27 protein-coding genes are annotated in these 26,994 nt (G+C 64.8%); 14 read left to right on the forward strand and 13 right to left on the reverse strand.

Annotation, left to right across the window (positions count from 1 at the left end; all coding sequences use genetic code 11):
- Window positions 1-13: 13 nt before the first annotated feature.
- From V6N07_RS02700 to V6N07_RS02710, 3 genes are all read left to right on the forward strand, one after another.
- Complete coding sequence (locus tag V6N07_RS02700) at window positions 14-1,018, forward strand: AraC family transcriptional regulator (RefSeq protein ID WP_371153842.1); 1,005 nt, start codon at window positions 14-16, stop codon at window positions 1,016-1,018.
- Window positions 1,019-1,121: 103 nt separating this feature from the next.
- Window positions 1,122-1,949: an NAD(P)H-binding protein gene (locus tag V6N07_RS02705; protein WP_371153844.1), complete on the forward strand. Its 828-nt coding sequence runs from the start codon at window positions 1,122-1,124 to the stop codon at window positions 1,947-1,949.
- Window positions 1,950-2,013: 64 nt separating this feature from the next.
- Window positions 2,014-2,526: a DUF1772 domain-containing protein gene (locus tag V6N07_RS02710; protein WP_371153845.1), complete on the forward strand. Its 513-nt coding sequence runs from the start codon at window positions 2,014-2,016 to the stop codon at window positions 2,524-2,526.
- 18 nt (window positions 2,527-2,544) lie between these two features.
- On the opposite strand, the gene V6N07_RS02715 is transcribed toward V6N07_RS02710, so the two are convergent.
- Window positions 2,545-3,525 (reverse strand): NAD(P)-dependent alcohol dehydrogenase, encoded by a 981-nt coding sequence (locus V6N07_RS02715; protein ID WP_371153847.1) that lies wholly within the window; start codon window positions 3,523-3,525, stop codon window positions 2,545-2,547.
- A gap of 98 nt (window positions 3,526-3,623) precedes the next feature.
- Between V6N07_RS02715 and V6N07_RS02720 the strand changes: the two genes are divergently transcribed.
- The 9 genes from V6N07_RS02720 (at window position 3,624) to V6N07_RS02760 (ending at window position 13,143) form a co-directional block, all read left to right on the forward strand.
- Window positions 3,624-4,508, forward strand: coding sequence for a LysR family transcriptional regulator (locus tag V6N07_RS02720; RefSeq protein WP_371153848.1), 885 nt, complete (start codon window positions 3,624-3,626; stop codon window positions 4,506-4,508).
- Between the two features lie 202 nt (window positions 4,509-4,710).
- Window positions 4,711-6,072 (forward strand): FAD-dependent oxidoreductase, encoded by a 1,362-nt coding sequence (locus V6N07_RS02725; protein WP_371155372.1) that lies wholly within the window; start codon window positions 4,711-4,713, stop codon window positions 6,070-6,072.
- 599 nt (window positions 6,073-6,671) lie between these two features.
- On the forward strand, window positions 6,672-7,712 hold the full coding sequence (locus V6N07_RS02730) for a PotD/PotF family extracellular solute-binding protein (RefSeq protein ID WP_371153850.1): 1,041 nt from the start codon (window positions 6,672-6,674) through the stop codon (window positions 7,710-7,712).
- Between the two features lie 31 nt (window positions 7,713-7,743).
- Window positions 7,744-8,826, forward strand: coding sequence for an SIS domain-containing protein (locus V6N07_RS02735; RefSeq protein WP_371153851.1), 1,083 nt, complete (start codon window positions 7,744-7,746; stop codon window positions 8,824-8,826).
- Between the two features lie 10 nt (window positions 8,827-8,836).
- Complete coding sequence (locus tag V6N07_RS02740) at window positions 8,837-9,865, forward strand: ABC transporter ATP-binding protein (protein ID WP_371153853.1); 1,029 nt, start codon at window positions 8,837-8,839, stop codon at window positions 9,863-9,865.
- Window positions 9,862-10,749, forward strand: coding sequence for an ABC transporter permease (locus tag V6N07_RS02745; RefSeq protein WP_371153855.1), 888 nt, complete (start codon window positions 9,862-9,864; stop codon window positions 10,747-10,749). The genes V6N07_RS02740 and V6N07_RS02745 overlap by 4 nt, the downstream gene beginning before the upstream one ends.
- Window positions 10,749-11,603, forward strand: a complete 855-nt coding sequence (locus tag V6N07_RS02750; RefSeq protein WP_371153857.1) for an ABC transporter permease — start codon at window positions 10,749-10,751, stop codon at window positions 11,601-11,603. The genes V6N07_RS02745 and V6N07_RS02750 overlap by 1 nt, the downstream gene beginning before the upstream one ends.
- Window positions 11,603-12,499: a polysaccharide deacetylase family protein gene (locus tag V6N07_RS02755; protein WP_371153859.1), complete on the forward strand. Its 897-nt coding sequence runs from the start codon at window positions 11,603-11,605 to the stop codon at window positions 12,497-12,499. The genes V6N07_RS02750 and V6N07_RS02755 overlap by 1 nt, the downstream gene beginning before the upstream one ends.
- Complete coding sequence (locus tag V6N07_RS02760) at window positions 12,496-13,143, forward strand: aspartate/glutamate racemase family protein (protein WP_371153861.1); 648 nt, start codon at window positions 12,496-12,498, stop codon at window positions 13,141-13,143. Before V6N07_RS02755 ends, V6N07_RS02760 begins: the two co-directional genes overlap by 4 nt.
- Here V6N07_RS02760 and V6N07_RS02765 read toward each other — a convergent pair.
- The 8 genes from V6N07_RS02765 to V6N07_RS02800 all read right to left on the reverse strand — a co-directional run bounded on the left by V6N07_RS02765 (window position 13,130) and on the right by V6N07_RS02800 (window position 21,874).
- The gene (locus tag V6N07_RS02765; protein ID WP_371153862.1) at window positions 13,130-14,014 is read right to left on the reverse strand and encodes a polysaccharide deacetylase family protein; all 885 of its coding nucleotides are present in this window, start codon (window positions 14,012-14,014) and stop codon (window positions 13,130-13,132) included. The genes V6N07_RS02760 and V6N07_RS02765 overlap by 14 nt on opposite strands.
- Entirely contained in the window at window positions 14,011-15,552 is a 1,542-nt protein-coding gene (locus tag V6N07_RS02770; protein WP_371155373.1) for an amidohydrolase family protein, read from the reverse strand. The genes V6N07_RS02765 and V6N07_RS02770 overlap by 4 nt, the downstream gene beginning before the upstream one ends.
- 5 nt (window positions 15,553-15,557) lie before the next feature.
- Complete coding sequence (locus V6N07_RS02775) at window positions 15,558-16,526, reverse strand: carbohydrate kinase family protein (RefSeq protein ID WP_371153864.1); 969 nt, start codon at window positions 16,524-16,526, stop codon at window positions 15,558-15,560.
- Window positions 16,519-17,697, reverse strand: coding sequence for an SIS domain-containing protein (locus V6N07_RS02780; RefSeq protein ID WP_371153866.1), 1,179 nt, complete (start codon window positions 17,695-17,697; stop codon window positions 16,519-16,521). Before V6N07_RS02780 ends, V6N07_RS02775 begins: the two co-directional genes overlap by 8 nt.
- Complete coding sequence (locus V6N07_RS02785; RefSeq protein ID WP_371153868.1) at window positions 17,694-18,458, reverse strand: BtpA/SgcQ family protein; 765 nt, start codon at window positions 18,456-18,458, stop codon at window positions 17,694-17,696. Before V6N07_RS02785 ends, V6N07_RS02780 begins: the two co-directional genes overlap by 4 nt.
- Window positions 18,459-18,731: 273 nt before the next feature.
- Window positions 18,732-19,613, reverse strand: a complete 882-nt coding sequence (locus tag V6N07_RS02790; RefSeq protein WP_371153870.1) for a polysaccharide deacetylase family protein — start codon at window positions 19,611-19,613, stop codon at window positions 18,732-18,734.
- Complete coding sequence (locus V6N07_RS02795) at window positions 19,610-21,142, reverse strand: amidohydrolase family protein (protein WP_371153871.1); 1,533 nt, start codon at window positions 21,140-21,142, stop codon at window positions 19,610-19,612. Before V6N07_RS02795 ends, V6N07_RS02790 begins: the two co-directional genes overlap by 4 nt.
- A 3-nt stretch (window positions 21,143-21,145) precedes the next feature.
- On the reverse strand, window positions 21,146-21,874 hold the full coding sequence (locus V6N07_RS02800; RefSeq protein ID WP_371153873.1) for an aspartate/glutamate racemase family protein: 729 nt from the start codon (window positions 21,872-21,874) through the stop codon (window positions 21,146-21,148).
- A gap of 234 nt (window positions 21,875-22,108) precedes the next feature.
- On the opposite strand from V6N07_RS02800, the gene V6N07_RS02805 reads away from it, so the two are divergent.
- Window positions 22,109-22,897 carry a DeoR/GlpR family DNA-binding transcription regulator gene (locus V6N07_RS02805; RefSeq protein ID WP_371153875.1) on the forward strand — a complete coding sequence of 263 codons (789 nt, stop codon included), beginning with the start codon at window positions 22,109-22,111 and terminating at the stop codon, window positions 22,895-22,897.
- A gap of 184 nt (window positions 22,898-23,081) precedes the next feature.
- Here V6N07_RS02805 and V6N07_RS02810 read toward each other — a convergent pair whose 3' ends face one another.
- Genes V6N07_RS02810 through V6N07_RS02820 form a run of 3 tightly spaced genes read right to left on the reverse strand, consistent with a single transcriptional unit; the run spans window position 23,082 to window position 24,267 of the window.
- Complete coding sequence (locus V6N07_RS02810) at window positions 23,082-23,336, reverse strand: DUF6525 family protein (RefSeq protein WP_371153877.1); 255 nt, start codon at window positions 23,334-23,336, stop codon at window positions 23,082-23,084.
- Window positions 23,333-23,545, reverse strand: a complete 213-nt coding sequence (locus V6N07_RS02815) for a GTP-binding protein (RefSeq protein WP_371153879.1) — start codon at window positions 23,543-23,545, stop codon at window positions 23,333-23,335. Before V6N07_RS02815 ends, V6N07_RS02810 begins: the two co-directional genes overlap by 4 nt.
- Window positions 23,545-24,267, reverse strand: coding sequence for an NAD(P)/FAD-dependent oxidoreductase (locus tag V6N07_RS02820; RefSeq protein ID WP_371153881.1), 723 nt, complete (start codon window positions 24,265-24,267; stop codon window positions 23,545-23,547). Before V6N07_RS02820 ends, V6N07_RS02815 begins: the two co-directional genes overlap by 1 nt.
- A gap of 542 nt (window positions 24,268-24,809) precedes the next feature.
- Between V6N07_RS02820 and dusA the strand changes: the two genes are divergently transcribed.
- Window positions 24,810-25,814 (forward strand): tRNA dihydrouridine(20/20a) synthase DusA, encoded by a 1,005-nt coding sequence (gene dusA / locus V6N07_RS02825; protein WP_371153882.1) that lies wholly within the window; start codon window positions 24,810-24,812, stop codon window positions 25,812-25,814.
- Here the strand turns inward: dusA and V6N07_RS02830 are convergent.
- Window positions 25,790-26,980 carry a multidrug effflux MFS transporter gene (locus V6N07_RS02830; RefSeq protein WP_371153883.1) on the reverse strand — a complete coding sequence of 397 codons (1,191 nt, stop codon included), beginning with the start codon at window positions 26,978-26,980 and terminating at the stop codon, window positions 25,790-25,792. The genes dusA and V6N07_RS02830 overlap by 25 nt on opposite strands.
- Window positions 26,981-26,994 lie beyond the last annotated feature (14 nt).

The following is a 26,994-nucleotide window of genomic DNA, read 5'->3' on the forward strand; positions in this document are numbered from 1 at the left end:
TAGTCTGCGCGGCATGGGTCTGGTCACGTCTCTCTTTGCACGCAAGATGGTTGCGGCCGCGGGGCCGGATATCGACGCGGCGCGCCTATTGTCGGGCGCAGGGGTCGATCCGGCCGCCCCGGCGGACCCGCGGCAGATGATCCCCGCGACCGCCTACTACGACATGCTGGAACGCATCGCGGCTCAGATCGACGTCACCGACCTGCCTTTGCGAACCGGGGCCTCCATGCGGCTGGACGAATACGGGGCCTTGGGATTGGCCTTCAAGGCGGCCACGACGCTGGGCGCGTCCTTCGCGCGGGTCGAACGGTATGCACGCCTATGGACCAGCGTCGTGGAATACGAACTGCGCGCGCATCCGCGTGGGACGCTGTTCATTCTGCACCGTGCGAGTGAACGCCGACTTGGCCTGCGTCTGTCCAACGAGGCCACGCTGGCCAGTGCGGTTTCCATCGCCCGGCAGGTCAGCCCGGTCCCGGTTCATCCGCTGGAGGTTCGCGTGAGGCACCACGCGCCGTGCCGCGTCGACGGGCATCACGACTGGTTCGGATGCCCCGTCCGGTTCGATGCTGATCTGGACGCGATCCTGTTTTCGACCGACACCCTGGCCCAGCCGAATATCCTGGGGGACGAGGGGATTTCCCGTTATCTCGTGTCTCATCTGGATGCCGAACTGGCCCTTATCGATGACGCGGCCCCCTTGGTGCGCCGAACACAGGATGCAATTGCGCAATCGCTGAACGAGGGGACGCCCAGGATGTCCGATATCGCGCGGCAACTGGGGCTAAGCGTGCGGTCGTTCCATCGGCGTCTGTCCGAACAGGGGATGAGTTTTCAGGGTCTGACCGAACGGACCCGCCGCGACCTCGCAGAAGGGTTGCTGCGCGATGACCGCCATTCCCTTGCCGAGATTGCGTTCCTGACAGGTTTTTCCGAGCAGAGCGCCTTTACCCGCGCATTCAAGCGGTGGGTTGGCGTGACCCCGGCCCAGTTTCGCAAGGGGAACCGAACGGCCTGACACCATCCTTGGCGGCGATGGTCAAAGGGGTGGCAGGGTCGGTCAATATTCCGCGGCGCGGGGGCGGCTAGGCTGCGATGACCCCAACGTTCGGAGATATCCAATGCAGACCGATCCCGTTCTTGTCATCGGAGCGACCGGAAAGACCGGGCGCCGCGTTGCAGCCAGACTGCAGGCGATGGATTTACCTGTACGCCTTGGCGCGCGACAGTCGGACACCCCATTCGACTGGCAGGCGCCCGAGACATGGGCGCCCGCGCTGCGCGGCGCGCGCGCGGCCTACGTCACCTATTTTCCGGATCTCGCCTTTCCGGGCGCGGTCGAGAAACTGAAGGCGCTCTGCGCGGTGGCGAAAGAGGTCGGGGTTCAGCGCCTCGTCCTGCTGTCGGGGCGCGGTGAGCATCACGCGAAACTGGGCGAGGATGTGGTGCGCGCATCCGGCATCGGTTTCACGATCGTCCGTTCCGCGTGGTTTGCGCAGAACTTCTCCGAAGGCTATCTGCGCGCGCCCATCCTTGACGGGGTCCTGCCCATGCCGGGCGGAGGCATCGCGGAACCGATCATCGACATCGATGACATCGCGGACGTCGTGGTCGCCGCCCTGACGCAAGATGACCATGACGGACACCTCTACGAGGTGACGGGCCCGCGCCTGATGACCTTTGCCGACATGGCCCGCGTGCTGGGCGATGCGATCGGCCGTCCGATCCGACACATCCCGATCAGCTTCGAGGATTTCCACGCAGAGATCGCCAAGTCAGGCGATACCTTCGTCGCGGACGTGTTCACGGCAATCGCGCGCGAAACGCTGGACGGACGCAACGCCCACGTCAGCGATGGGGTAATGCGTGCGTTGGGTCGGCCGCCACGGGACTTTGCCGATTATGCCGGGACCGCGGCGGCGTCCGGCGCGTGGGTTCGTGCGGCGTGACCGTCTCCACCGGCCCCAGTTTCCCTGCCACCCATCCCACCCGCATACCAGAGGAGTCCGCGCAATGTCGCCGTTCATCCAAACAGCCTTGCAGGCGGCCGTGCTCGCCTATGCCGTGCTTGGCGGCGTCTTCCTTGCGTTCTCGGATTTCATCATGCGGTCGCTTGGCCGGATAGACGGGGCGGGTGGAATACAGACAATGCAGACGATCAACCGCGAGGTTTTCCGCTGGGTCTTCATGACGGTGTTCATTGGCATGGCGATCGCCTCGCTGGGCATTGCCGTGGTTGGCGCGGCCCATCTGTCGCATCCGTCCGGTGGTCTGATCCTTGGTGCCGCGCTTGCCTATCTGGTCGGCTGTTTCGCCGTCACGGTGGGTTTCAACGTGCCGATGAACGAAGCGCTGGCCGCGATGGACGTGGAGGACGCCGCGACCGGCATCTACTGGAATGGCACGTACCTGCCGCGTTGGACGGCCTGGAATACCGTGCGTGCGGTGTCTTGCGTGACGGCCGCCGCGCTCCTGCTGATCGGGGTGTCGTGGATGGCTACGCTGGATGCGACCGGTGCATCATGATCGGGCCGATCCTCGGGGTCAGACGACGACCACATTGCCCCGCTTGTGACCGCCATCCACGTAGCGGTGCGCCTCTACAAGGTCGGACAGCGGATAGGTCCGGCTGATCACCGGACGCAGGGTCTGCGCCGCGTGCATGGACAACAGTTGGGCAAGATGCGCCTTGAGCAAGGCCGGCTGCTGCATGCCGACGGCGGCGAACCGGGCGCGTCGTGACCCGACGACCCGCGTGCGCAGCATGTCGCGCAACACGGCCGACGACAGGACGGGGCAAAGATATTCGCCTCCATCAGACAGTTTCCCGCGCATGTCGGCAAATCCGCTGATGCCGATGGTGTCGAAGATGACATCGTAGCCGCCGGCCCGGTCCGGAATACCCTGCTGCGTGTAATCAACCACCTGATCCGCCCCGAGCTGGCCGAGGAACATGCGATTTCGGGGGCTGCAGGTTGCGGTGACACGGCATCCGGCAGCGGCGGCAATCTGAACCGCGGCGGAGCCGAGGCTGCCCGCCCCGCCAAGGATCAGGACATGCCGATCCGTTCGTATCCGGGCCACATGGTGCAAAAAGTGGTAGGAGGTCAGGGGCCCGTCGCACATCACGGCCGCTTCCTCATGCGACAGTGTCGCAGGCTTTTGCACGAGCATGCCGTCCTGCCCAACGCAGATATGGCTGGCGTTTGCGCCGAACTGCATGCCGGTCTCTCCGAACACGAGGTCACCTTGGGCAAAGCGCGTGACACCAGCTCCGACGGCGATCACCTCGCCGGAAAACCCCGTCCCGATCAGGTTTTGACGGGGGCGGCGCAGCCCGAGGAACAGGCGCGCGACCCAAGGCGAACCGGACCGCATCATGCCATCGGCGCGGGTGACGGCCGAGGCATGGATGCGGATCAGGACATCCGATGTCCTAACCGTCGGCATGGGCCGGGTAACGGGGTGCAGAACCTCGGGCGCGCCATAGCGTTCAATGCTCCAACCTGTGACAGTGGCAGGCATGGCCATCTCCTTTGTAGCAAGATGCCAAGCGGTCTAGAGAACGCAAAACGATACGGATATTGCCGCAAACGCTCCGCTGTGGTTCAAGATCGTTCCACATGATGGATTGGCGATCTCTACCGGCGTTTCTTGCCGTGGCGCGCGCGGGGTCCCTGCGCCGGGCGGCCGAGGAGACGGGCGGCACCCATGCAACGCTGCGCCGACAGATCGAGGGGTTGGAGGCTCAGCTAGGCGTGCGGCTGTTCCGTCGCGGCGCCGGGGGCCTTGCGTTGTCGGCGGCGGGACGCAAGTTGCTGCCGCAGGCGTTGGAGGCCGAGACAGCCTTGCGCCAGGGTTTCAATGCCGTGCGCGGTCTGGACGGCGAAGCCGCAGGCCGGATCCGCCTGTCGGTCGATCCCATGACGGCGCATTTCCTGTTGGCGCCGATCCTGGCCGAGTTCCTGTCGCTGTACCCGGATATCCAGATCGACATGAACCTGTCCTACGGCATTGATTCCATCGACAGGTTGGAGACCGATGTCTCCATCCGTCACGTCCGGGAGGTCACGGGGGACGCGGTGGGGCGCAAGCTGTTCCCCCTGTCGATCGGGGTGTTCGCCGCGCGTGACTACATCGACCGACATCTGCATGACGCAGGGCCCGGCGGGCGCGGCCTGACATGGATCGGCTATGGCGCCGTTCCCGAATTGCAGGCGATGATCGCCGCATCGCCGTTTCCCCACGCAGCACAGCGCCACAGCGTTCCCGACCCGGCGATGCATCTGCATCTGGCGCGGGCAGGGGTGGGCATGACCTTTCTGGCCGCATGGGTGCAAAGCGTCTTTCCGGAACTGCAACGCGTGCCGGGCACCGACCTTGATCAAAGCCGGTCGACATGGGTCCTGATCCGGGGGGACCTGAAACGCGTTCACCGGGTCCGGGTGTTCGTCGATTTCCTCTATGAAAGCCTGCTGGCGCGGCGCGCCGACATGATTGGTGACTGATGGGGCCGGGAATCGCCGTACCGGACCGGACGCGGGCATGGCGCCCCCCCCCGAAATGACGTGGCGGCCGGCCTGCGCCCGCGATCCGGAACCCGCTTGCAACCGCTGAGGCGGTCGCCCTACCCGTTGATGACCGCGCGATACGCAGGCGCCCCACCGTGCAGAACCCTGACCCCGGACCCGCAGGAGAGACCAGATTTCCATTCCGACCATCACCGAACCCGCACGCCAGACACCCGTCATCCACGAAACTGACGTTCTGGTCGTCGGATCAGGCCCCGGAGGGTTGGCTGCGGCCCTGGCTGCGGCGCGGTGTGGGGTGAACGTGACCCTGCTGGAACGCTTCGGCTGTTTCGGGGGCAACATCACCGTGGTCGGCGTCGAGGGGTTCGCGTGGTATCGCCACGAAGCCACCGTCGAGGCCGCCGGGATCGGGTGGGAGTTCGAGGAACGGGCCAAGGCGATGGGCGCGGCCGTGCCGGAAAGCCAATCGCTCAGCTACGAACTGGACAGCGAAGGCTTCAAGCTGGTTGCCGATACGCTGGTCGAGGAAGCGGGCATCCACCCCATGCTGCATCGGCAGTTTGTTGCCCCGATCATGCAGGGCAACGCCATCAGGGGCGTCATCGTGGAATCCAAGGCGGGGCGCGAAGCGATCCTTGCCAAACGGGTGATCGATGCGACGGGCGACGCGGATGTCGCGCATCGTGCCGGTGCGCCGACGCGCAAGACGCCGGTTGAAGACATGCAGGCGGCCAGCGTGATGTTTCACCTCGCGGGTGTCGACAAGGAGGCGTTCCTGTCGGGCGTCAGGAAGGATCCGCAGACCTACAAGGACTGGTCGTCCGGGGAATGGGTGGTCGAAACGGATGGCAAGGAAGACGACATGTTCTCGCCCTTCCTCGGCAAGCCGTTCGAACAGGCCCTGAAGGACGGCGTCATTCCCGCCCATCTCAACACGATCGGGGGCACGTGGGGCGCGCTGCACGACAGTGGGGAACTGACCTACATGAACCTTGTGCATCTGGCCGGTTGCGACGGCACCGATCCGGACAGCATGACGAGGTTCGAGATCGAAGGACGGCGGCAGGCGATGCACGCGATCGATGCGCTGCGCCGCTACACCGCCGGGTGTGACAAGGCGCGATTGCGTAACTTCGGCATGTCGATCGGAATCCGCGACACACGCAAACTGGACGCCGTCTACAACATGACCGAGGCGGATGTGCGCGGCGAGGCGCGTTTCGACGACACGATCGGCATCTATCCGGAGTTCATTGACGGTTATGGCGTCCTGATCATTCCGACGACGGGGCGCTACATGCACATCCCGTATCGGGCGATGCTGCCGAAGGGTGTCGATCATCTGATCGTTGCAGGGCGCGCCATCGGCGGTGACCGCATTGCCCACGCGGCGACGCGGAACATGGCGTGTTGCGCGGTGGCGGGGCAGGGGGCCGGTGTCGCGGCGGCGCTGTCGGTAAAATCCGACTGTGACTTCGACGAGGTGGATGTCACAGCGGTTCAGTCCGTCCTCGTCTCGCAGGGGGTTCGGATTACCTGAGACGTCCGGGTTCTGCACGGCGTCGGTTCGGTGCGGGCCAAATGGTCGCGCCGTCAGACGGCCGCCAAACTGTTGAAAACGGTTACCTGCCCCGGTCAGAACCGTGATAAGCCCGGCCGATCGGCGCGACACTTGATACGCCCGACCTTGCAAGGCCCGGTATGTCGAAATCATCGCGGGCGGCCTTGTCCCAAGGGGTCACTGTTCAGTGTCCCCGTCTGCGACCCTTCGGTTGCGAACTTTCTTTTTTGGGCGCAAAAAAAATAATCAAAAGGAAGTCGCCTGCGGATTATTGGAGCAGGTGAAACCGGTGTTCCGTCGGCTGTTGGCGCATGCATGGCCGACCCTCCGGGATCATTGTCTGATTGTTAACAATTGGATAGGCTGACCAAGCGGCTCCGCTCCGCCTACACCCAAGGCCTGGTATCGATTTGGCGCTTTCTCGAATTTTTACAAAAAGTGTTGAAAGTTAAATAAACGAAAGTAACGTGAACTTGCGTTCGGGTGGGGATTTCGCGCTTTCGTGGTGCAAACGGGGCGGATCTCAGCGGTAGGGCGCAAGCCGGTTCCTCAAGCGGCCCAACAGGAAAGGTAAAGAAATGAAACTCACGAGAAGAACATTCACACGGTCCATGCTGGCGGCGGGTGCGACCCTTGCGGCGCCGGGAATCGTCCGTGCGGCGGACAAGGAACTGGTCGTGATCAGCTATGGCGGCAAGCTGCAGGAGCCGCACCGCTGGCTGGCCGACAAGATGGAGAGCGAGGTCAGCGGCCTGACCGTGCGCCTCGTGCCCTCCGAAAGCCAGGACATCGTCGCGCAGATCAAGGCCGCGCAGGGCTTCAGCCCCTATGACCTGATGCCCAACGGAGAGCCGCCGCATCTGATCGCGCAGCGTGACGGATACATCCAGAAGCTGGACCGCGCGCGCCTTCAGAACGCGGACAACGTCGTGCCCGAGTTCTGGGACAAGTCCGGCGGTTTCGGCGTTCCGGCGACATTCTCGCTGATCGGTCTCGCCTATAACGAGGAACTGGTCGAGAACGCGCCGACAAGCTGGGAAGACATGTGGAACGAGGAATACGCAGGCCAGGTCGGCATCTGCCGGACGTCCTCGAACCTCGGGCTTGGCACGTTGGCGATGGCGGCCAAGATCTTCGGCGGCTCGGAAAGCGATCTGGAGCCGGGCTGGGCGAAGCTCAAGGAACTGGACCCCGTCGCAGGTCGCAGCCCCAGCATTCTGGCACAGATGCTCGAACGCGGTGAAATCGCGGTTGCGCCGCTGTGGAACAACGACGCCGCCGTTGCGGCCGCGAAGGGCCTGCCGATCAAGTTCGTCAAACCCGATCCCGGTCCGGTCGCGATCCTGTCGTTCATGTCCGAAATCACCGGCGCGCGCGATTCCGATCTGGCCTATCGCTGGATGGATGGCATCATCAGCACCGAGTACCAGGAGATGGCCGCGGACGCGCCCTATTACTTCGGCACGACGGTCAAGGGCGTCGCGGTGCCCGAAGCCGCGCGCCCCTACACGCCGTCCACCCCCGAGGAGGTCGCGGCCCTGCAAACCGTCGACTGGTCCGAGATCGTCAAGGTTCGCCCGGAACTGGTGGAGCGTTTCGACCGTGAATTCGCAATTTGATGCAACGCAGGGAGCGGTCGAGGCCGCTCCCATGCAGGCCGATATCCTGCGGCAGCCCGACGTGCTGCGGCAACTGGCCGAACGTCTGCCGGAGGTGGCGGCCTTCGTATCCGAAACCCTGCCGCCAAGGTTCGACGGGCGCCTCATCGCCTTTGGTAGCGGCGATGGCTGGTTTGCCGCGCGCAGCCTGACGGGGATGGGTGTCACGCCGGCTTCGGGGCTCGAGGTGCTGGGCGATGTCGGCCCTGCACCGCAGGCCACCGATTGCGTCGTCGCGATTTCGATGTCCGGCAACGTCGATCGCACGGTCGAGGCGGCGGAGCGCGCACAGCAGATCGCGGGCCGTGTCGTCGCCCTGACCAACAGTTCGGGTGGACGGCTTGCGGACCTCGGGTTGCCGAACATCAGCCTTCAATTGCCCGATGTCGCGCCCTTTCTGTGTGGCACGTCCAGTTTCGTGATGACCCGGGCGATGCTGGGGTTGCTTGCGGATCTGCGCCGCGGCGTTCCGCAATCGAAACTGGCGGCAGATCTGCGTGCCCTTGCCGACGGGATCGAGGAATGTCTGCCCCGCGCCAATCGCATGGCAGAGGCCTTCGCAAAGACGGCGGCCGGCGCGCCGGGTCTGCGCATCCTGTCCTGTGGCGGACCGGGCATGGCCATGGCCGACTATGGCGCGGCCAAGATCGTGGAGCTGTCTGCCACGCCGGTCTGGAGCGATGACGTGGAGGAGTTCGCCCATCGCCAGTTCTGGACCATGCAGGAGGGGGAGAGCGTGATCTACCTTCCCACCGGCCCCAAGGTGGCCGAAATCGCGTCCGCCTCGGCCGATGCCCTGCGCAACATGGGTGTGCGCAGCCTGTCCATCGCACCCGAAGCATGGGCGTCGCAGGCCGATCACGTCTTCACCTGGCCCGGCGACGAAGCGGTCGATCCGTTCATGCTGCAGGCCGTTGTCCTGCAATGCGTCGGCTATCACTGGGCGCGGGCGAACGGCTTCGACCCGAACCGCCGGCTGCATCTGAAGAATGATACGAAGCGATTCAAAACAAGCCGTATGCTCACCCGACGGTCGCTGCTGAAGATGGCTGGCGACGGTGAGAAGGCAATCTGAGGAGACGGGCATGATCGAGGTCGAAAACGCCAACAAGTATTTTGGCGCCAACCATGTCCTGCAGAATTGCGACATGTCGGTGCAGACCGGCGAGGTCGTGACCCTGCTTGGTGCGTCCGGGTGCGGCAAGACAACCCTGCTGCGCTGTATCGCGGGCTTCGAGACGCCAAGTTCTGGGCGTATCGTTCTGGCCGGAAACGATGTCACGCGAGAGCCGCCGAACCGGCGCGATGTCGGGTTCGTGTTCCAGAACTACGCCCTGTTTCCGCACATGACGGTGGCGGAAAACGTCGCCTATGGCCTGAAGGCGCGCCGGATGGACAAGGCCGCGATCGATCGTGCGGTGGCCGAGATCCTCGACCTCGTCTCCCTGACCGATTTCGCGAACCGTTTCCCCAAGTCGCTGTCCGGCGGACAGCAACAGCGCGTGGCGCTGGCGCGATCCCTCGTGATGCGGCCCAAGGTCCTGCTGATGGACGAGGCATTCAGCGCGCTCGACGCCAAGTTGCGCGGCGCGATGCAGGTAGAATTGCGCAAGATCGTCAAGCACGTGGGCATCACCGCGGTCTGCGTGACCCATGATCAGGCCGAGGCATTGACGATCAGTGACCGCATCGCCGTCATGAATGCCGGGCGCATCCAGCAGTTTGCGACGCCCGAACAGATCTACGACATGCCGGTATCGGCCTTCGTGGCCGATTTTATCGGTGCCGCCAACATTCTGCCCCGCGCAACCGCGCAGGGTTTTGAAAGCGCCAAGTCAAAGTTGAACGGCAGTGCCGCGCTGGTCGTGCGTCCGGAGAACCTGACGCTGAGGTCGGCCCCGACCGATGCGGGTGTCGAAGGAAGCGTCGTCTTTGCACGCCTGACCGGACCGTGCGTCGAATACGAGGTGGCGCTGAAAGATGGCACGCTTGTGCGGGCGTTGCTGGACCGCGACCGCGATGGCGCATTCTCGGTCGGCGAGACTGTGCGCGTGGATGTCCGCAATCCGGCGGCCTGTATCGCCCTGTCCGCGGGCATGGAGGGCGTGGCATGATCACCGATATCTGGGGCAGGATACGGCGCGGGCAGGGCATCTGGCCCGCCGTTCCGGCCTTTGTCTTCCTGCTCGTCTTTTTCGTCGTGCCGATGGGCACGCTGCTGTCCTTCGGATTTCTCAGCATCGAACGCGGAAACGTGGATGATGCGCAATTCACGTTGTCCTATCTGACGAGCACACTTCAGGACGACCTGTTCTGGTGGGTCTGGTGGAAGTCCTTCTACATCGGCGTCCTCGCGACGGCGCTGTGTTTCGTTCTGGCCTATCCCCTTGCCTATCTCTACGCCGAGAGCGGGCGGACACTGCGGCTGATCATCCTGACGCTGACCATCTCGCCCCTTCTGACCAGTGCGATCGTGCGCACCTATGCGTGGCTGGTCATCCTTGGCGGGCGGCGCGGTGTCGTGAATGCCGGTCTGCTCGAACTGGGCTTGATCGACCGCCCCATCCGCATGCTCAACACCGATTGGGCGGTCATCATCGGCATGGCGCAGGTGCATCTGCCGTTCATGGTGCTGCCGCTGATCACGGCCCTCGCCGGACGTGACCGCAACATCGAGGCGGCGTCATTGGGCCTCGGCGTCGGACGATTGGCGACCTTCTTCAAGGTGACGGTGCCGCTGTCCATTCCGGGGATCGTTGCGGGGCTGACCATCGTCTTTGCCCTGTCCTATACGAATTTCATCATCCCGCAGCTGCTGGGCGGTGGCGGGTTCACCACGCTCGCCGTGCAGGTCTACGAGCAGATTGTCGTGCTTCTGGATTGGAGCAAGGGCGCCATGCTGGCCCTTCTGTTGCTGAGCAGCTGTTTCGTCTTCGTCCTGCTCATCGGCCTGGCAGGCAACCGCGCGATGCGCTGGTCCGAGAAGGAGACCACCTGATGGCCATGGCAGAACACACGACCCCGACCATTCCCGCCGTTCGGCAGGGCCTTCTATCCGTCGTGCTGGAACGGCTGGGTTTCGGATTGATCTGGTTCCTTGCAGGCTTTGCCCTGCTGCTTCTGATCGCACCCAGCCTGATCGTGGTCGTCATCTCGTTCACGGAAACGGCCTACATCACCTTCCCGCCACAGGGATTCAGCCTTGAATGGTATGCCGATCTTTTCGGCCGCCGACAGCTGATCGACGCGGCCCTTACCAGCCTTCGGATCTCGGTCTGGACGACCTTCGCGGCACTTGCGCTGGCGATCCCGGCGGCCTTTTCGCTGGTGCGCGGGCGCTATCCCGGCAAGACGTTCGCCGGGGCGCTGATCGTGGCACCGCAGATGATGCCGGGCATGGTGATCGGCGTCGCCCTGCTGTTCTTCGGCGCCTACTTCTCGTTCCGTCAATCGGACCTGATGCTGATCCTCGGGCTGACCGTATTCTGCCTGCCCTTCGCAGTACGCCTCGTCATGGCCCAGCTGCAACTGCTGGACCCGGCGTTGGAGGAGGCGTCGCTGTCGCTTGGCGCCAGCAGGTTCAGGGGCTTCGTTCAGATCACTCTGCGCCAGATCATCCCGGCCATCATGGCCAGCGCGGCCTTCGTGTTCATCGAAAGCTTCGACAACCTGACCGTGGCGCTGTTCACCTCGTCCCCCCGTGGTCGGCCACTGGCGGTGGAATTGTACAACCTCGTGCAATTCGACAGCAGCCCCATGGTAGCAGCCTTGTCCAGCCTCGAAATCCTGCTGGCCTTCGTGATCATGCTGCTGCTGTCGCGGACCATCGGCCTCGAAAGACTGGCCAAGTGATGACGGCGGACCGGGACCTATGGGGTTATGGTGGCCAGCCGCCGGACGTGGTGTGGCCGAACGGTGCGCGGCTTGCCGTCTCCGTCGTCGTGAATTTCGAGGAGGGCGCGGAGCAGCAGGTCGGAGATGGTGACCGGCGCAGCGAGGTCATGGGCGAAGTCCTCAGCGTGGTCGAGCCGGGCGTTCGCGACATGGGGCAGGAACAGATCTTTGCCTATGGCATGCGGGCCGGCCTGTGGCGGATGCTGGATGCCTTGGATCGCCATGCGACGAAGGCGACGTTCTTCTGCTGCGGTCAGGCCGTGGCCCGCACGCCCGAGGCCGCGCGACAGGTGCATGCCCGCGGGCACGAACTTGCCTGCCATGGCTGGCGCTGGCGTCCGCACGCCGACTACGCCACCCCCGAGGCCGAGCGCGCAGACCTGCTGCGATGTGCGGATGCCCTGCGGCCCGTCACGGGCAGGCCGCCCGAGGGGTTCTTTTGCCGGGGCAGCGAAAGCACATGGACACGGGCGCTGTTGTCCGAACTGGGCTATCTCTATACGTCCAACGCCTTCGACGACGACATGCCCTATGCGGACCCGCTGCATCCGGCGCTTACGGTCTTGCCCTATGCGCTGGATGCCAATGACATGAAGTTCTTTCACCCCAACGGCTTCGTGCGCGCGGCGGACATGATCGATTACGTCGCCGACGGATTGCGCACGCTGCTGGCCGAGGGGCGGCGCGGGCGGTCATCGGTCTTCAATATCGGGTTTCACCTGCGCATTGCGGGCCGTCCATCCCGGTTCAGGGCCTTCGAGGATGTCCTGTCCATGCTGAACGGGCTGCAGGATCAGGTCTGGGTGGCCCCCCGGGCAGACATCGTGCGAGCCTTCAAGGACGCAACCGCATGATCGCGCCACGCGTCCTTCTGATCAATCCCAACGGGACCGACAGCACGGGACACGATATGGCGGCCATCGCGTCGGATGCGGTGCCGTCCGTATGCTTCGACCCGGTCTCCACCCCCGGCATGGCACCGGTCATCACGACGCCCGAAACCCTGGATGAGGCTGCCGCGCACGTGGCCGCACGGGACATTCCGGATGATGTCCACGGTGTGATCGTCGCGGCATTCGGCGATCCGGGTCTGATGGCGTTGCGCCGACGTCTGGCATGCCCGGTGGTCGGTATCGCCGAGGCCAGCATGCTGCGCGCGGCCGAAGGGGGGGCGCGGTTCTCGGTCGCGACAACGACCCCGGCCCTCGTCGGGCGGATCGAACAGACGGCACAGCGATACGGCGTCGCGGACCAGATGCTGCCGGTGCGCCTGACCGAAGGCGCGCCGCTGCCATTGATGCAGGATCCGGAGTTGTTGCGCCAGGCGATGCTGCGCGCGGTTCTGTCCTGCGTTGAGGATGGCGCCGAACGGGTCATCATCGGTGGCGGTCCGTTGGCCCGGGTTGCCCGTCTGCTGATCGCGGAAAGCCCGGTGCCGCTGATCGAACCGGTGCCCGAAGCGGCGCGGCGGATTGCTGACCTGATCAGCGGCCGCTGACCGTGCGCCAGTGTGCGGCAATGTCCCGGCGTGGGGCGATCCATGCGCCGCCGCGGGCCTTCACCCCGTCGAGGAACTGTCTCAGGCCGTCGATCCGCGCGGGCTTGCCGATCAACCGCAGGTGCAGTCCGACCGACATCATCGCGCCGCGACCTTCCGTGAGCAGCCGGTCATAGGCGGCAAGGCAGTAGCCCGAGAAATCTTCGGCGGTGATGAACCCGCCGCCGGGTTGAAAGCGCATGTCGTTGGTGTCGAAGGCATAGGGCAGGATCACATGCGGGCGATCTTGCGAACCGGCGACCAGATACGGCAAGTCGTCGTCGTAGGCATCTGAATCGTAGTCGAAACCACCATGCTCGATCAGAAGCCTCCGGGTGTTGACCGTCGAGGCGGACCGGGTGTGCCACCCGCTGGGCGCGACGCCCGCGATCCGTTCGATCGCGTCATGGGTGCGGGTGATGATCTGCCGTTCGCTGGCCTCATCCATGCCCGCATGCGTTTCCCAGCGCCAGCCATGGCAGGACACCTCGTGCCCGCGTGCAACCACATCGCGGATCAGCCACGGCGTCGCCTCGGCCGCCCGTCCGCAGGTGGAAAAGGTTGCCTTGGCCTCGAACGCGTCCAACGTCTCGGCGATGCGCCAATAGCCGCGCCGGGGGCCATAGCCGAAGTGGCTGGTCATGCAGGGGTCGGCCGCGCCGATCACCTCCTCGCGCGCTTCGTAGACGCTTTCGTTGCGTTCGTCCCCATCGAGCAGCGAGCGTTCGGCGCCTTCCTCGACATTGACCACGAGCGAGACGGCAACGCGCGCCCCGTTGGGCCAGACGATATCGGGCGGCGTCGCGCCATAGCCGATCAGATCGCGGCTCATCCGTCGTGCCCCGGACCACGCCGACTGCTCGTGGTGTAATGCGATGGCCCGTCGGGCAGGCGGTAGCTGTCGTAGAATTGTGAGACATGGGGCATCAGGGCTTCTCCGAGGTCCTTGCGGGCAAGCGTATCGGCATCGGGCGGCGCGGCCAGCGCCGCGGCGATCTCCTCCATCACGGCGGTCCGGTCGATGCGCGTGAAGACGCGGTCGCGGATCACGGCTTCGCCACCGACGAAAACGCTTTGAATGGCATCGGGGCGTGCACGATGCACGATGACCTCGGCCAGACTGCGCGACGGGTCCTGGTAGGGCCATGTCAGTCGGGCCCAGTCCAGCAAAACCGCGTCGCCGGCTGATCCGGGGGCAAGACTGCCGATCCGGTGGCCGAAGGGCGTTGTCCCCGCACCGCCGACGGTCGCCATGCGCAGGACCTGTTCCGCGCTGGGGGCAGGGCTGTGGATGCCCGGTTCGCGGTGCATGTGTTTGACGAGGCGCATTTCCTGCAACATGTCGCGGTCTTCGTTGATGCCCGCCTCATCGATCCCGAGGGCCACGGGCATTCCGCGTGACAGAAAGCGGTTCAGGGGCGCAATCCCGCTTTTCAACCGCATGTTCGAGCTGCAATTGTGACAGATGGCACAACCGGCGTCGTGGCATCTGTCGATGTCATGCTCGCTCAGCCAGACGCCGTGACCAAGCGTCAGACGATGGGTCAGCAGGCCGCGTTCGGCCAGAAAATCGACGGCGGACCCGCCGGTGCGCTGGCGCGCGTAATCCCATTGATAGGGTGTCTCCAGAACGTGGGCATGCATGCCCATGTCGCGGCGTTCCGATTGGTCTGCCACCGCCTCCAATGCGGTATCGCTGAGCCAGTGCAGGTTGGAAGGCGCCAGTTGGATGCGCTGTCGGTCGCGCCCCGCGACGAGGCTCAGCAACGTGTCCGTCAGCGCGATCTGATCATCCAGCGGCACGAAGAAATCGTCGAAATAGCGCGCCAGACCGGGACGCAGCGCCTCGGGCAGGCGGGCCAGAAATGCGGTGTCATCTTCGTAGACCAGACGGTTCTGGTCACGCAGCGCCATCGAGAACGACACCCGCATCCCGATCTCGTCATAGGCGTTCAGGATCTCGGACGAGACGCGTTCCAACCCCGCCAACCCACCGGGCGCGCGGCTGTGCAGATGCTGAACGCAGGTAACCCCCGAGGCCAGCATTTCGAAGGCCGAATAGAGCGTGTCGAGGCGCGGCGACACCGCCCGCAAGCCAAGCCGGGCCGCAAACCAGAGTTCGAGCGGCATGTCCGGCGCGCCCAGCTGAAACGGCGTCAGACCGACATGGTGATGCCCGTTGACCAGTCCGGGGATGACGACGTGACCGGCCCCGCCGTGACGGTCCGCCTGTGGATGGCGCTCGGTCATGTCGGACATGGGGCCGATCTCGGCGACCGTGCCGTTCGTGATCAGGACCGCAGCGTCATGGTGCAAAACCGGGGTATCGCCCTCGAAACGTTCAAGGACGGTGTCGCCGCAAATCAGCACGTCGCTCAAGCCGCGCCCCCCACCAGATGGAAGCCATCGGCCCCCTGCCGGAAGGTCATCCGGGCGCGCCAGTCTTCGAACCGTTGCGAAATGTCGCTAGTCGGCGCGCTCAACAGCGGCGTGGCACCGTAGCCGGCAACCGTGAAGGACGCGGCGACCGCACCGGCCATTGCCGCGATCTGCGGCGGGTGCACGTCGAGCGCGGCGGTGAACGCCCCGCAAAAGCTGTCGCCCGCGCCGGTCGTATCGACCACCGCGGCACCCGGCGCGGGGGGGACGTGATAATCCGTATCGTTTTCCGCATCATGCAGCAGAACCCCGGCCGCGCCGCGCTTGATCACGACGATCCGTGGCCCAAGCGCCGCGAAAAGCCGTGCGGCCTTGGCCCAATCCGTCAGGCCGGTCAGTTGCGTGACCTCGTCCTCGCTGGGCAGGAAGGCGTCGACCTTGGCGATCATGGATCGCAGCCGATCCTCGTTGCCCTTGATGTAATCCTCCTGCGGGTCCAGCGCGACGAAGGTTTCACCCGTGCGCGTGAAGTGATCGACCAGATCCTCCTGCGAGGCGAGGGCCATCGCCGAGATCAGCGCGCGTCGCGGGCTGCGATAATGCTGCGGCAGATCGGCGGCCATCGGTGACTGGCTGTCGAAATCCGCCGGATCGTTGTAGAGCGTCCAGACACGGCCACCCTCGGCATCGTAGACGACCTGATTGTGCAGGGTCTTTCCGGGCCGCACCGGCAGGCCCTCGGCCGAGAAGCCCGCACGCGTCAGCCCATCGAGGATGGCGGCAGGCACGTCGTCCCCGACCGGTGCAACGATCTCGACCCCCGGGCACCATGGCCGCGCGGCGAGCGCCGCGTAAAGCGCGTCGCCCCCGATGCAGCCCGGACGACGCGTGCCGTCAGGCAGCACCACGTCGTCGATCGTCATGTTGCCAAGGCAGACCATTGGCGGGGTCGACGCATCAGCCATTGTCGGCTCTCTCGAATTCGCCCATCGCCATCGCAAGGGCGATGTAGTGCAGCGGGATGGTAAAGCTTTGTGCCACGAAGATCTCGGGCGTTTGCGGCACGAATATCGCCGAGTCGCACTCTGCCGCCAAGGCGTCGTCGCCTTGCGCGATGATCCCGACGGTCTTGCCACCCCATGCGCGGACCTGGCGCAGGGTTTCGAGGGCGCGCGCACGGGACGGGCCGTCCGGTGCGATCACGATCATGGTCTCGCCGGGCTTCGTGCTGGTGTAATGGTGCACTTCCTCAAGGGGGTGCGCGATGGCATGGCCCGACGTGCATTCCTTGATCTTGGCGGCACCGAACATCGCACAGGCCATGGCGGGGCCACCGCCACACAGGTGGACAAGCGGCGCGCCCGAAAGGGCCTTGCCCACGGCCGTGGCGGTTTCGCGCGTGGCGGCAAGGGCGTCCGCGACAAAACCCTCCATCCGGGCGGGGGCCAAGGCGTCGGGCATCGGTTCGCGGCCAAGGGCCTTGCCCAGCGCTTCGGCGATCTGCGCCTCGGCGGCCATCGCGGCGGTGGATGCCTGCGTCGGCCAGCCGACCCGCTTTGCCGAAATCAGGACCGTCGCATCCGCCATGTCCGCGATCGGGGACGTGGGCGTGTTGGTCAGGGCAATGGTGGTCGCCCCGTTTTCGCGTGCGTTCAACAGGGCTTCGACCGTGCGTGGCGTGCTGCCGGACGACGAAAGCGCCAGAACGATGGTCCGGTCGTCAACGTAGGCACCAGGATAATACGCCAGATCCAGCGCCTGCACCGCAAGACAGGGCAAGCCGGTCGCCTGTTCCCAGTAGAGGCGCATCCCGATGTGACAGGCAAGGCTGTCGCCACAGCCGGTCAGGACCAGTCGGGTCGGATTGCTTGCGGCCAGACGCGCCGCGACGGCGTCGATCGTGTCCGCGTTGCCGGCCAGCGTCTTGGCGATACATTGCGGCTGGTCTTCGATTTCCGTTGCGGTGGCACCGACGCGTTTGCGGCGCTTCGGGTCACGGGCGCTGTCACTGGGCAGGCCCCGGATCAGCTCCTCCTCGGCCCGGATGAGGGTGCGCACAAGGGTCTGATCGTCATCGGGCAGACGGGATCCGACGGCGATCAGCGGCGAGACGGGCGGATTGGACAGGTTGTTCATTGGTTTGCGGCCTCCATGAAGCGGCGAATCTTGGTGGGGTCCCAGCGGTCCATGGCGTCATCCGCCGCGCCATCGCGCAGCAATGCGGACGAAACCACGATCATGTCGGCCGCAGACAGGGCGCGTGTGACGTTGGCGGCGGTCACGCTGCCGCCGATGACGGTGGGTGTCTTTATGCCCATGTCACGGGCGCGGGCGATGCGGTCCAGCGTGTCATCGAAACTGCTGCCCGTGATGACCAAGGCGTCTGCGCCCAAGCGCGACGCCCAGTGGGCGGCCATCTCGTTGGGAACGTCGGTCAACGGCACGGCGGTGCGGTCGTGCACATCGGCCAGGATCTGGATGTCTTCGCGCCCGATCCGGTTGCGGAACGCGATGGCCTCCGGTCCCAGTGCTTCTCGGGTGCCGCCGGAATTGACCATGGCGCCGACAAAGATCTTCAGACGCACGAATGCGGCGTCGCAGGCATCGGCCACCGCGATCGCCGCCACGGGGTCGTGCGCCTCGACGATGATGCCCAGTTCGAGGTCGGGAAACTCGCGCCGCATCGCCGCACCCAGCGTGGCAGTGCGGGCAAGGGTTCGGGCCTGTGCGGGACCCGCCTCGACGGTTTCATCCTGCAACTTGATCGCCGTTATCCCGTTCTCGACGTAGCTGCGCGCATTCGAAAGCACGAAATCCTCGTACCAGGCCATCGAGCGGGCAGCACCATGCCCGAAAGACGGGATCTGCAAGGCACCGATAATACGGTTCTTCAACATGCGTTCATTCCCCCCCGACAAGGAAGGGTGCGGCGGATCTGATGGTCTGGTGTCTCATGATGCTCCGGTCGGCAGTATTCGGTTATCTTTCGATATAGTATCCGATGAAAAAAATCGAAAGATAAAATCGAGACAGCAGATCATCGTTGGGGCAAGGTGATGCAAAACAGGGCAACAGCCGCTTATTCGGGCGGCAGGCGGCGCAATTGCCCGCACCGCGTGGCTGGTTGGTTGCAGGTTTTCGAAAGGGCGCCCGGCCGATTGCAGGACCGGCTACAGGGACTGTTCCATGCCCGAAAGGCGATCAAAAGCGTTACTTATCTCGCGTGGCGTGGTCATCCAGACCGCGTCGCGATGACAGGCGATGTGTTGAAACGCACGATCAAGCGCGCGGAGCCTGAAGGGCCGTCCCGATATGAAACTGTGCAGAACGATCGACATCACGACGGACTGTTGCGTTGACGCGCGCAGAAGCTCGTCGAACTCGTCGATGATCATCTGCGCAAAGTCGTTGGCCGAAACCTGTCTTCCGATGCAGGATGAACTGTCGTTTATTTCTGCCGCGTAAGGAATCGAAAGAAGTGGGCGTGTCGACGTCGATAGCCTGACGGGCTGATCATCCAGCCGCAGATCCAGAAGGTAGTCATATCCTTCGGCGGCGAGATGATCGATCGTGTGCGGCGTATGCGCCAGCCATGGCGTCGACCAGCCGCCCGGCGCGCGGCCTTCCTTGGCGGCAATCCGGTCGCGGACCTGCGCGACATAGGCCCGTTCGGCCTCGGGTGTCATGGTCTGCAGGTGATCCGAATTCCGCAGACCATGGCCCACGAACTCCGCCCCAGCCTGCCGGGCGGCATCAAGCAGCGCGGGCGCGCTGTCATAGACATCCGTGTTCAGAAGGATCGTCGGCGGACAGCCAAGTTCGGCCAGCCGGTCGAGAAGGCGAAAGCCGCCGACCCGGTTTCCGTAATCGCGCCATGCCGTGTTCACCAGATCCGGCGTGCCGGCGCCGGGAACGATATCCTCCGTCTCGCCGGTGTCGGGCGTATACTCCTCGACGCCGATGGCGACATAGAGCGCAAGTCGCTTGCCCCCCGGCCAGTCGAAATCAGGTCGCTGTGTTATGGCGGAATAGCTGTAGCGGTCCGGCCTCATGGCGATGTTCCCTCGTCGGTGGCGGACGGCAGGCGACGGTGGATGTCGACCGGTTGCGCCTCGGCCAGTCGCAGCATTTCCTCATAGAAGGGGCGGACCTCGGCGGCCTGATCGCGCGCCTCGCGCAACGCGGCCTGCCTGTCTGCGAACAGGCTGCGCGCTTCGGCCAGCAGGGCGCATTCGTCGACGGTCGTGATCCCCCCGTGGCGATACACGATGCGGCCGTCGACCATGGTCAGCAGGACCGAATTGCCGGTCTCGCAATAGACCAGTTGCCTGCGCAGGTCGTTCATGGGGGTAAAGGGCAGGGCGGTCAGGTCGATCTGCGTGATGTCCGCCCGGAACCCTTGTGCAATCCGGCCTAGGTCGTCGCCGCGCAGCATGGCGCGTGCACCGCCCTGAGTGGCGGCCCTAAGGATCTCGGACGCCTTCGGCCAGAGGGCATGATCGGGGCCGGACAGATTGTGGACAAGGCCGGCCATCTTCATCACCTGCCAGAGATTGACCGAGTCGTCGGCAATGGCCTCGTCCGTGCCCAGACACAGGTTGATGCCCCTGTCCGCGATACGTCGCCAAGGCATGACTCCACTGCCCAGACGCAGGTTGCTGATGGGATTATGGGCCACGGTCGCGCCCCGGCTGGCGATAAGGTCATAGTCGCCATCGTCCATCCAGATGGCATGGATGACATTCATCCTTTTGGACAGAAGGCCAAGGTCGTCGGTGTATTCAATAAGGGAGCGCCCGGCGAACCGGGGCTGATGATCCTTCAGAACCCGCTGCAACCGGGTTTCCAGCATATGCGCATAGTAGGGAATGTCATGCCGGCGGCTGACGTCATCGAGCGCCCGCATATAGTCGGGTGACACGCGCTGAGGCGCCGAGCAGGAGACGGCAGCCGTCAATCGCCCATCGCAGGCCCCATGCCACCGCGCGATCAGGTGATCGTAAAGGTCCAGCAGGCCTTGCGCATCAGGCGTCGGTGCCTTGCCCAGTACCTCGCGCAAGTCGGGCGGCAGAAGGTCCGCAAGAAACGGCAGCTTTTCGAGTTCCGGCAGCTCCGGCTGATCCAGTGCGACGCTGGCACGCAGGCCGGTATCCGCGTAGGCCTGCATCACTGCGTCGATGATCTCGGGCTCTGGCGTCGGTACGAAAAAGGCGTCGTCCTGCACGGCGGTCACCCCGCCCTTCAGCATTTCGATCGCGGCAAGCGTCGTGCGCAGATATGCCTCGCGCGGGGAGGGCCGGAGCACCTCGACCGCCGGGCTCTCATACAGCATGAACAGTTCCAGCGGCAGGCTGGGCAGCGCGCCTTTCATGTGGTTGACGGGCGAATGGAAATGCCCGTTGATCAGCCCCGGCATCAGAAGCGTGTCCGTGGCGATCACGACCTCGGCACCCGGCCGATCCCCTATCTGACCGATGGCGGCGATCCTGCCGTTCCGGATCAGCAGGTCAGTCGGATCCGTCATGCCCGAAGGCGCGTCGGGATCGAAGATGTGGCCGCCGCGGAACAGGATTTCGGTCATGCGTCAGCGCTCCCGGCTCAAATGTGGCACAGGTTCGTCGTGCAGGGTGGGGCGCGCGAAGGTGGACGCCTTGGAGGTGCGCAACCCGCAAGCCACCAGACCTTCGAGCATCTTCAACCCGATGCTGACCCCATCGATCACGGGCATTCCAAGACGGTCGGACAGCGGATCGGCCAAGGTGGCCATACCGGCACAGCCAAGAATGATCGCCTCGGCCCCGTCGTCATCGACCGCGTCCCGCGCCGATGCGAGCAGGGCGGGAAAGGCGGCCTCGGCCTCCTCCTCCAACGTGCCGACGGACACATCGATACCGCGTACGGAACAGCGGTGGGCCATTCCCAGATGCGCCACGACCCGGTCGCTATGGGCGCGTGTGCGACGGGGCAGGGTGACGATCGCGAACCGCTCCGCGATCATGCTGGCCGCCTGTATGGCCGCCTCCGTCATGCCGACGACGGGCCCATCGGCAACTTCGCGCGCCGCGAACAGGCCGGTGTCCCCGAAACAGGCGATCAGGAAGCCGTCCGCTCCGTCGCTCTGCTCTGTCTCGACCACCTCGCACACACCGACGGAGGCATAGGCTTCATCCCGAAACCCTTCGATGGCCCCGAACCCGATCACCGGAGAGACGACACGCAGAACCGTTTGGTCCGCGATCAGGGGGGACAGCTGCGCCTTGAGCAGCGTTCGAAACGCGGCAGAGGTGTTCGGATTGACGACCGTCAGACGCATTGGTGCGGGGTGCCGATCTGCGTGGGTGTGTTGTTCATGGGTTGAACTTTTGCCACTTGGTGGCGGCGCCTGCGCAGGCGCCCACCTTGAAAACGACACGCCCGGTTCGCGAAGGACCGTCCGTTGTCACGGTGATGTTGCGGTGCCCGAAGACCGGTCACAAGAAAAAGTTGCGAAACTTTTAGATATGTGGGCAATTGAAGCCCAGCGAAGAACCAGCCGGTGGAGATCTCGATGGCGACTCTCAGTTCCATGGCGCGCCATGAGCACATTCTGTCTGCCTTGCAAAAGGACGGCAAGGTGTCCGTGGTCGACATGTCAGACCAGATGCGCGTGTCGTCGGTGACCATACGCAAGGACCTGGAGCTTATGGAACGGCGCGGGTTCCTGCGCCGCATCCGGGGCGGTGCCGTGGAATCGCGGACGGCCCGGTTCGAAATGACCATGACCGAGGACAGTCGCTCCCTGATCGCGGAAAAGGAAGCCATCGGTCGCGCCGCCGCAGCCATGGTCCGCGATGGTCAGACGGTCATGGTGGATGCGGGTAGCACCAACCTGTCCTTTGCCAGCGCGCTTTCCCAGTCTTTGCAGGATGTTGTGCTGGTGACCAACTCCATCGCTATCGCACTCGCGCTGGAAAATCATGCCGGGGTGTCGACCTTTCTGACCGGGGGGCGCGTGCGCAGATCGCAACGCTCGCTCGTCGCGCCGTTCGGCAATCTCCTGATCGAGAGGATCAATGCCGATGTGGCGTTCCTGTCTTGTGCCGGCATCGATTCCGAACGTGGTCTGACCAACTCCAACTGGGAAGAAACCGAGATGAAGCTGGCGATGGCGGCCTCCTCCGCGCGGGCCGTCTACATGGCCGACCACACCAAGTTCGGCCACGTCGGCAGCGCCCTCATCGTCAGCATCGAAGAGGCAGGCACCCTGGTTACCGACGCGGCGGCCCCTGCCAGCCTCCTGCGCGATTTCGAAGCCCGCGGATTGGAAATCGTCGTCGCCAAGTCGACCAGCGACTGAACAGGCCCATCCGCCTGCCACGCGCAGGGGTATCGACAGGGGACTTTCTGCCCGGATCCAGCAATGCCCGCACCCATGCGCCAAAGCGGAAGCGCCACGTGGAAGGGCGGCAACAGCGGGGCGGTCAGCTACTTGTCGCGTTCTTCAGACATGGCCGAGCTTGCGTCGACGGTGGCCTGCGCCGTCACTGCGAGGTGGCGATACGGTCGCGGGCAAGCGTCTTCGCCTCGGCACGCGATAACAGATCGGTAGCCGCCTCGGCGCACAGACCCTTGCGACGGGCCTTGCGCCAGAGCCGCTCGCACGAACGTGGCGACCACGGCAGGGCCGCCTGCGACATCCACCGCCGCAACTCCGGCGGCAGATTGTCATAGACCTGCATCGGATCGCAGGCGCGCTTCCTGCGTCTCAACGTCGTCGCGCCCAGATTGCCCCTCATGCTGCTTCCTCCGGACGCCGGCAATCAGCGAAGCGGGACAGCTCCGTGGCCCGCACCGGATCCGCGCCGATATTCCCCTCGGACATGTCGTTGACGATCACCGTGACGCCGCGGCCCTTGCGGTCGTCGATCGACCGGGCGGAGAGGGTGGTCTTTCCCGCTCCAAGGCCGCGGCAGAGGACGGTGACAGGAAGACGGTCATCGGTCATCAGGCGGTCTCAAGGGGTTGGATCATCTCGGGAAAGAGCAGCGATTGATGGCATCCCGTTCCGGCCGCCGCGCCGTCGCCCAAGGCCAGCGTCACGGAATGACCCGGTCGCGCGCAGTCACCCGCCGCGAAAACGCCCGGCACAGAGGTCTGACCCATCGGTCCGACGCGGACGAATTGACCAAGCGGGCCGTCGGCCAATGCACAGCCAAGCATCGTGGCCGGTGTCCCGTTCAGCGCGACGCGCGGCTGGGTGAAGATCGCGGCGAAGGTCGCAGAACTGCCATCCGCGAACGTGGCCGAGATGCTGTCTCCATCGGATCGCAGAGCTGTGAGCGGGCGGGCATCGACAGCGACGTGGCCTGCGCCGATGTGCGAGAGATCGATTTCGGCGCCGGATCCCGTCAGCAACGTGACATCCGCGCTCCAGTCGGCGCGAAGCATCGTCGCCTGATGTCCCGCCATGGGATGCACCGCCAGAACGGCGAGCGGTCGGTTCCGCACCTCGTGACCGTGGCAGTAGGGACAATGCAGAAGGGTCCGTCCCCAGGCCTCGGCCACGCCGGGCAGATCGGGCAGCACATCACGCACCCCGTGGGCAAGGATCAGGCGGCGGGCGTCGATTGAATGGCCACCGGCAAGCGTCACGCGGAAAGCATCGGTCGCGCCCTCGACCGCCTGCACCACGTCCGTAAGGGTTTCGACGGTGCCATATCGCGCCACGTCCGCGCGGAACCGGTCAAGAATATCGCCGGGTGCCGCACCGTCCCATCCGGGCCAGTTGCAAGGCGGCGGTCAGACCGGCAAAGCTGCCCCCGATAATGATGATGTCGCGCAACCGAGTTCTCCCAAAGGTCGATTCAGGCAACTAGAAAAGTTACGATTTCATGGCAACTACAAAAGTTACTTGACTGGGGGGCATTCGTTGAAGCGTGAAAACCGATCGTCCTTCGCCCGGCACCCGCTCGGCCAGATGGCGCCTGCCCCGGTCAAGTGGGGCATATCGGCATGAATTGGCGGGGAGGGCAGGGGGAACTGCCTTGTCCATCCTTCGGGGAAAGATCCGCCACATCCGCCAGGTTAATTTTACCGACGCATGCATGGGATGGCGGCGGTTTTCAGGCATCAAGATGCCAGTGCTTTACGTTTGATCTGCCAGAGTGCTATGCACCTCCGCCTCAGCCGCCCAAGCTTTCTGCTGGTAACGGCGGCAACCGTAGCATCCGCCCCGTCACGACATCAGCGTACCGCCAGTTGGAAGAGCAATGAAACAAGCGAAGATCGAGCTGTCCAGCGCCGCGCGTCTGTCCGTCGCCCCGATGATGGATTGGACCGACAGGCATTGTCGGGCGTTTCACCGCGTGATGTCGCGCCAGACCCTTCTGTATACGGAGATGGTGACGTCGGCGGCGCTTGTGCGTGGGGGGGCGGCGCATCTGCTCGATTATGACGTCAGCGAACACCCCCTTGCCCTGCAACTCGGTGGGTCCGATCCGGAGGAGTTGGCACGCGCCACGGAAATGGCCGTCGACCGTGGCTATGCCGAGGTGAACCTGAATGTCGGCTGCCCATCGGACAGGGTGCAGTCGGGCTCCTTCGGGGCGGTCCTGATGGAAAATCCGGCGCTGGTTGCCGATTGCGTGGCGGCGATGATGCGCGCGGCCGGGTCGGTGCCGGTGACGGTCAAATGCCGTATCGGCGTCGATGATCAGGATCCGCAGACGGCCTTGCCGGCCCTGTTGCAGCACCTGTCCGACGTCGGCATCCGGCGGGTGACGGTGCATGCGCGCAAGGCATGGCTGAAAGGCCTGAGCCCGAAGGAAAACCGCGAGGTGCCGCCCCTCGACTACGGGCTTGTCCATGCGATGAAGCAGCGGTTCCCGCATATGCATGTGTCGCTGAACGGCGGGATCGACAGCCTTGATCTGGCCGAGGCGCAATTGGCCCATGTCGATGGCGTCATGATCGGACGCGCGGCCTATCATGATCCGGGCGCGATCCTGATGCACGCCGACAGCCGTATCCATGGCAAGACGGACCCCTGTGGCGATCGTGCGTCGGCGGCTTTGGCGATGGTGCCCCATATCGAGGCGCATCTGGCGGATGGCGGCAAGCTTGGTCAGGTCACGCGCCACATGCTGGGGCTGTTTGCGGGGCAACCGGGCGCGCGGGGATGGCGGCGCACCCTGTCAGAGGGGGCCGCCAAACCGGGCGCAGGTGTCGATGTCCTGCACGCGGCCCTTGATCACGTGGCGACGCTGGCCGCCTGATCGGGCAACAGGCGCGACAGGATAAGCGCAATCACCCCGCACAGCGCGATGGTCAGGATCATCGGCGTTGCCGTTCCGTCGAAGAACGGCGCGGCTGCCGCCGCCATGGCGCCGCCGGTCAGCATCTGAAGCGTGCCCCCAAGGGATGAGGCAAGGCCCGCGACTTCACCCTGATCATCGAGGGCCATGACCATGACAGACGGTATGACCAGCCCGAGGCAGGCATTCGCCAGCAGCAGCATCCCGACGATCACGACGAGGCTGGCCTGTCCGGCAAGCGCGATCCCGGCGAGCGCGACCGTCGCGGCCGCGAAACCAGCGGTCGCGGTCCGGACCACGCGCGCCATTCCGAACCTCTCCCCGAAGGGGCCCGCTAGCTGTGATGCAAGAAAGAACCCGGCCGCGTTGATCGCGAAGGCCAGCGAAAAGCCCATCGGCGACAGGCCGAACTGACCCGTATAGACAAAGCTGGCCGAGGCGATGAAGACGAAGAAGCTGGCCATGCCGAAGGCACCGATGAAGGTCAGCACCATGAACCCGCGATGCCGGAACAGGCCGCCTGCGTCGCGCAGCAGACCGGCGAAATGCACGGGCCGACGATCGGCAACGGCAAGGGTTTCGGGCAGGCCGCGAGATGTCACGATCAGGCTGATCACGGCGGCGAGGGCCAGCACGCCGAAGATGGCCCGCCAGTCGAACCACAATATGACAAGGCTGCCGGCAAGGGGCGCCAGCATGGGCGAGACGGAGATGACCATCATCACGAGGGCCATCATGCGTGCCGCCTCGGGCCCCGTGGACCAATCGCGGATGATCGCACGCGGGATCACCATGACTGCGGCCGCGCCAAGCCCCTGAACCGCGCGGGCGAGGGTCAGCGTCGCGATATCGGGGGCAAACGTGGCGCCGATCGACGCCAGCAGATAGAGAGCCAGCCCCGCCATCAGGGGCGGCTTGCGTCCGGCCGCGTCGGCCCAGGGGCCGTAGATCAGCTGCGCGAGGCCGAAGGACACGAAGAATACGGTCAAGGTGGCCTGCGCCCCGGCCACGGTGGTGCCGAGATCGGCGGCGATGGTCGGCATCGCGGGCAGATACATGTCGATGGCGAAGGGCCCGACCGCGGACAGCAGTCCGAGGATCGCGGCGCGTCTGGCAAGGTCGGACATGAAGGGAATCCTTA

Origin of the sequence: Jannaschia sp. 2305UL9-9 (genome assembly GCF_041403465.1) — a bacterium.
Lineage (GTDB): Bacteria > Pseudomonadota > Alphaproteobacteria > Rhodobacterales > Rhodobacteraceae > Jannaschia.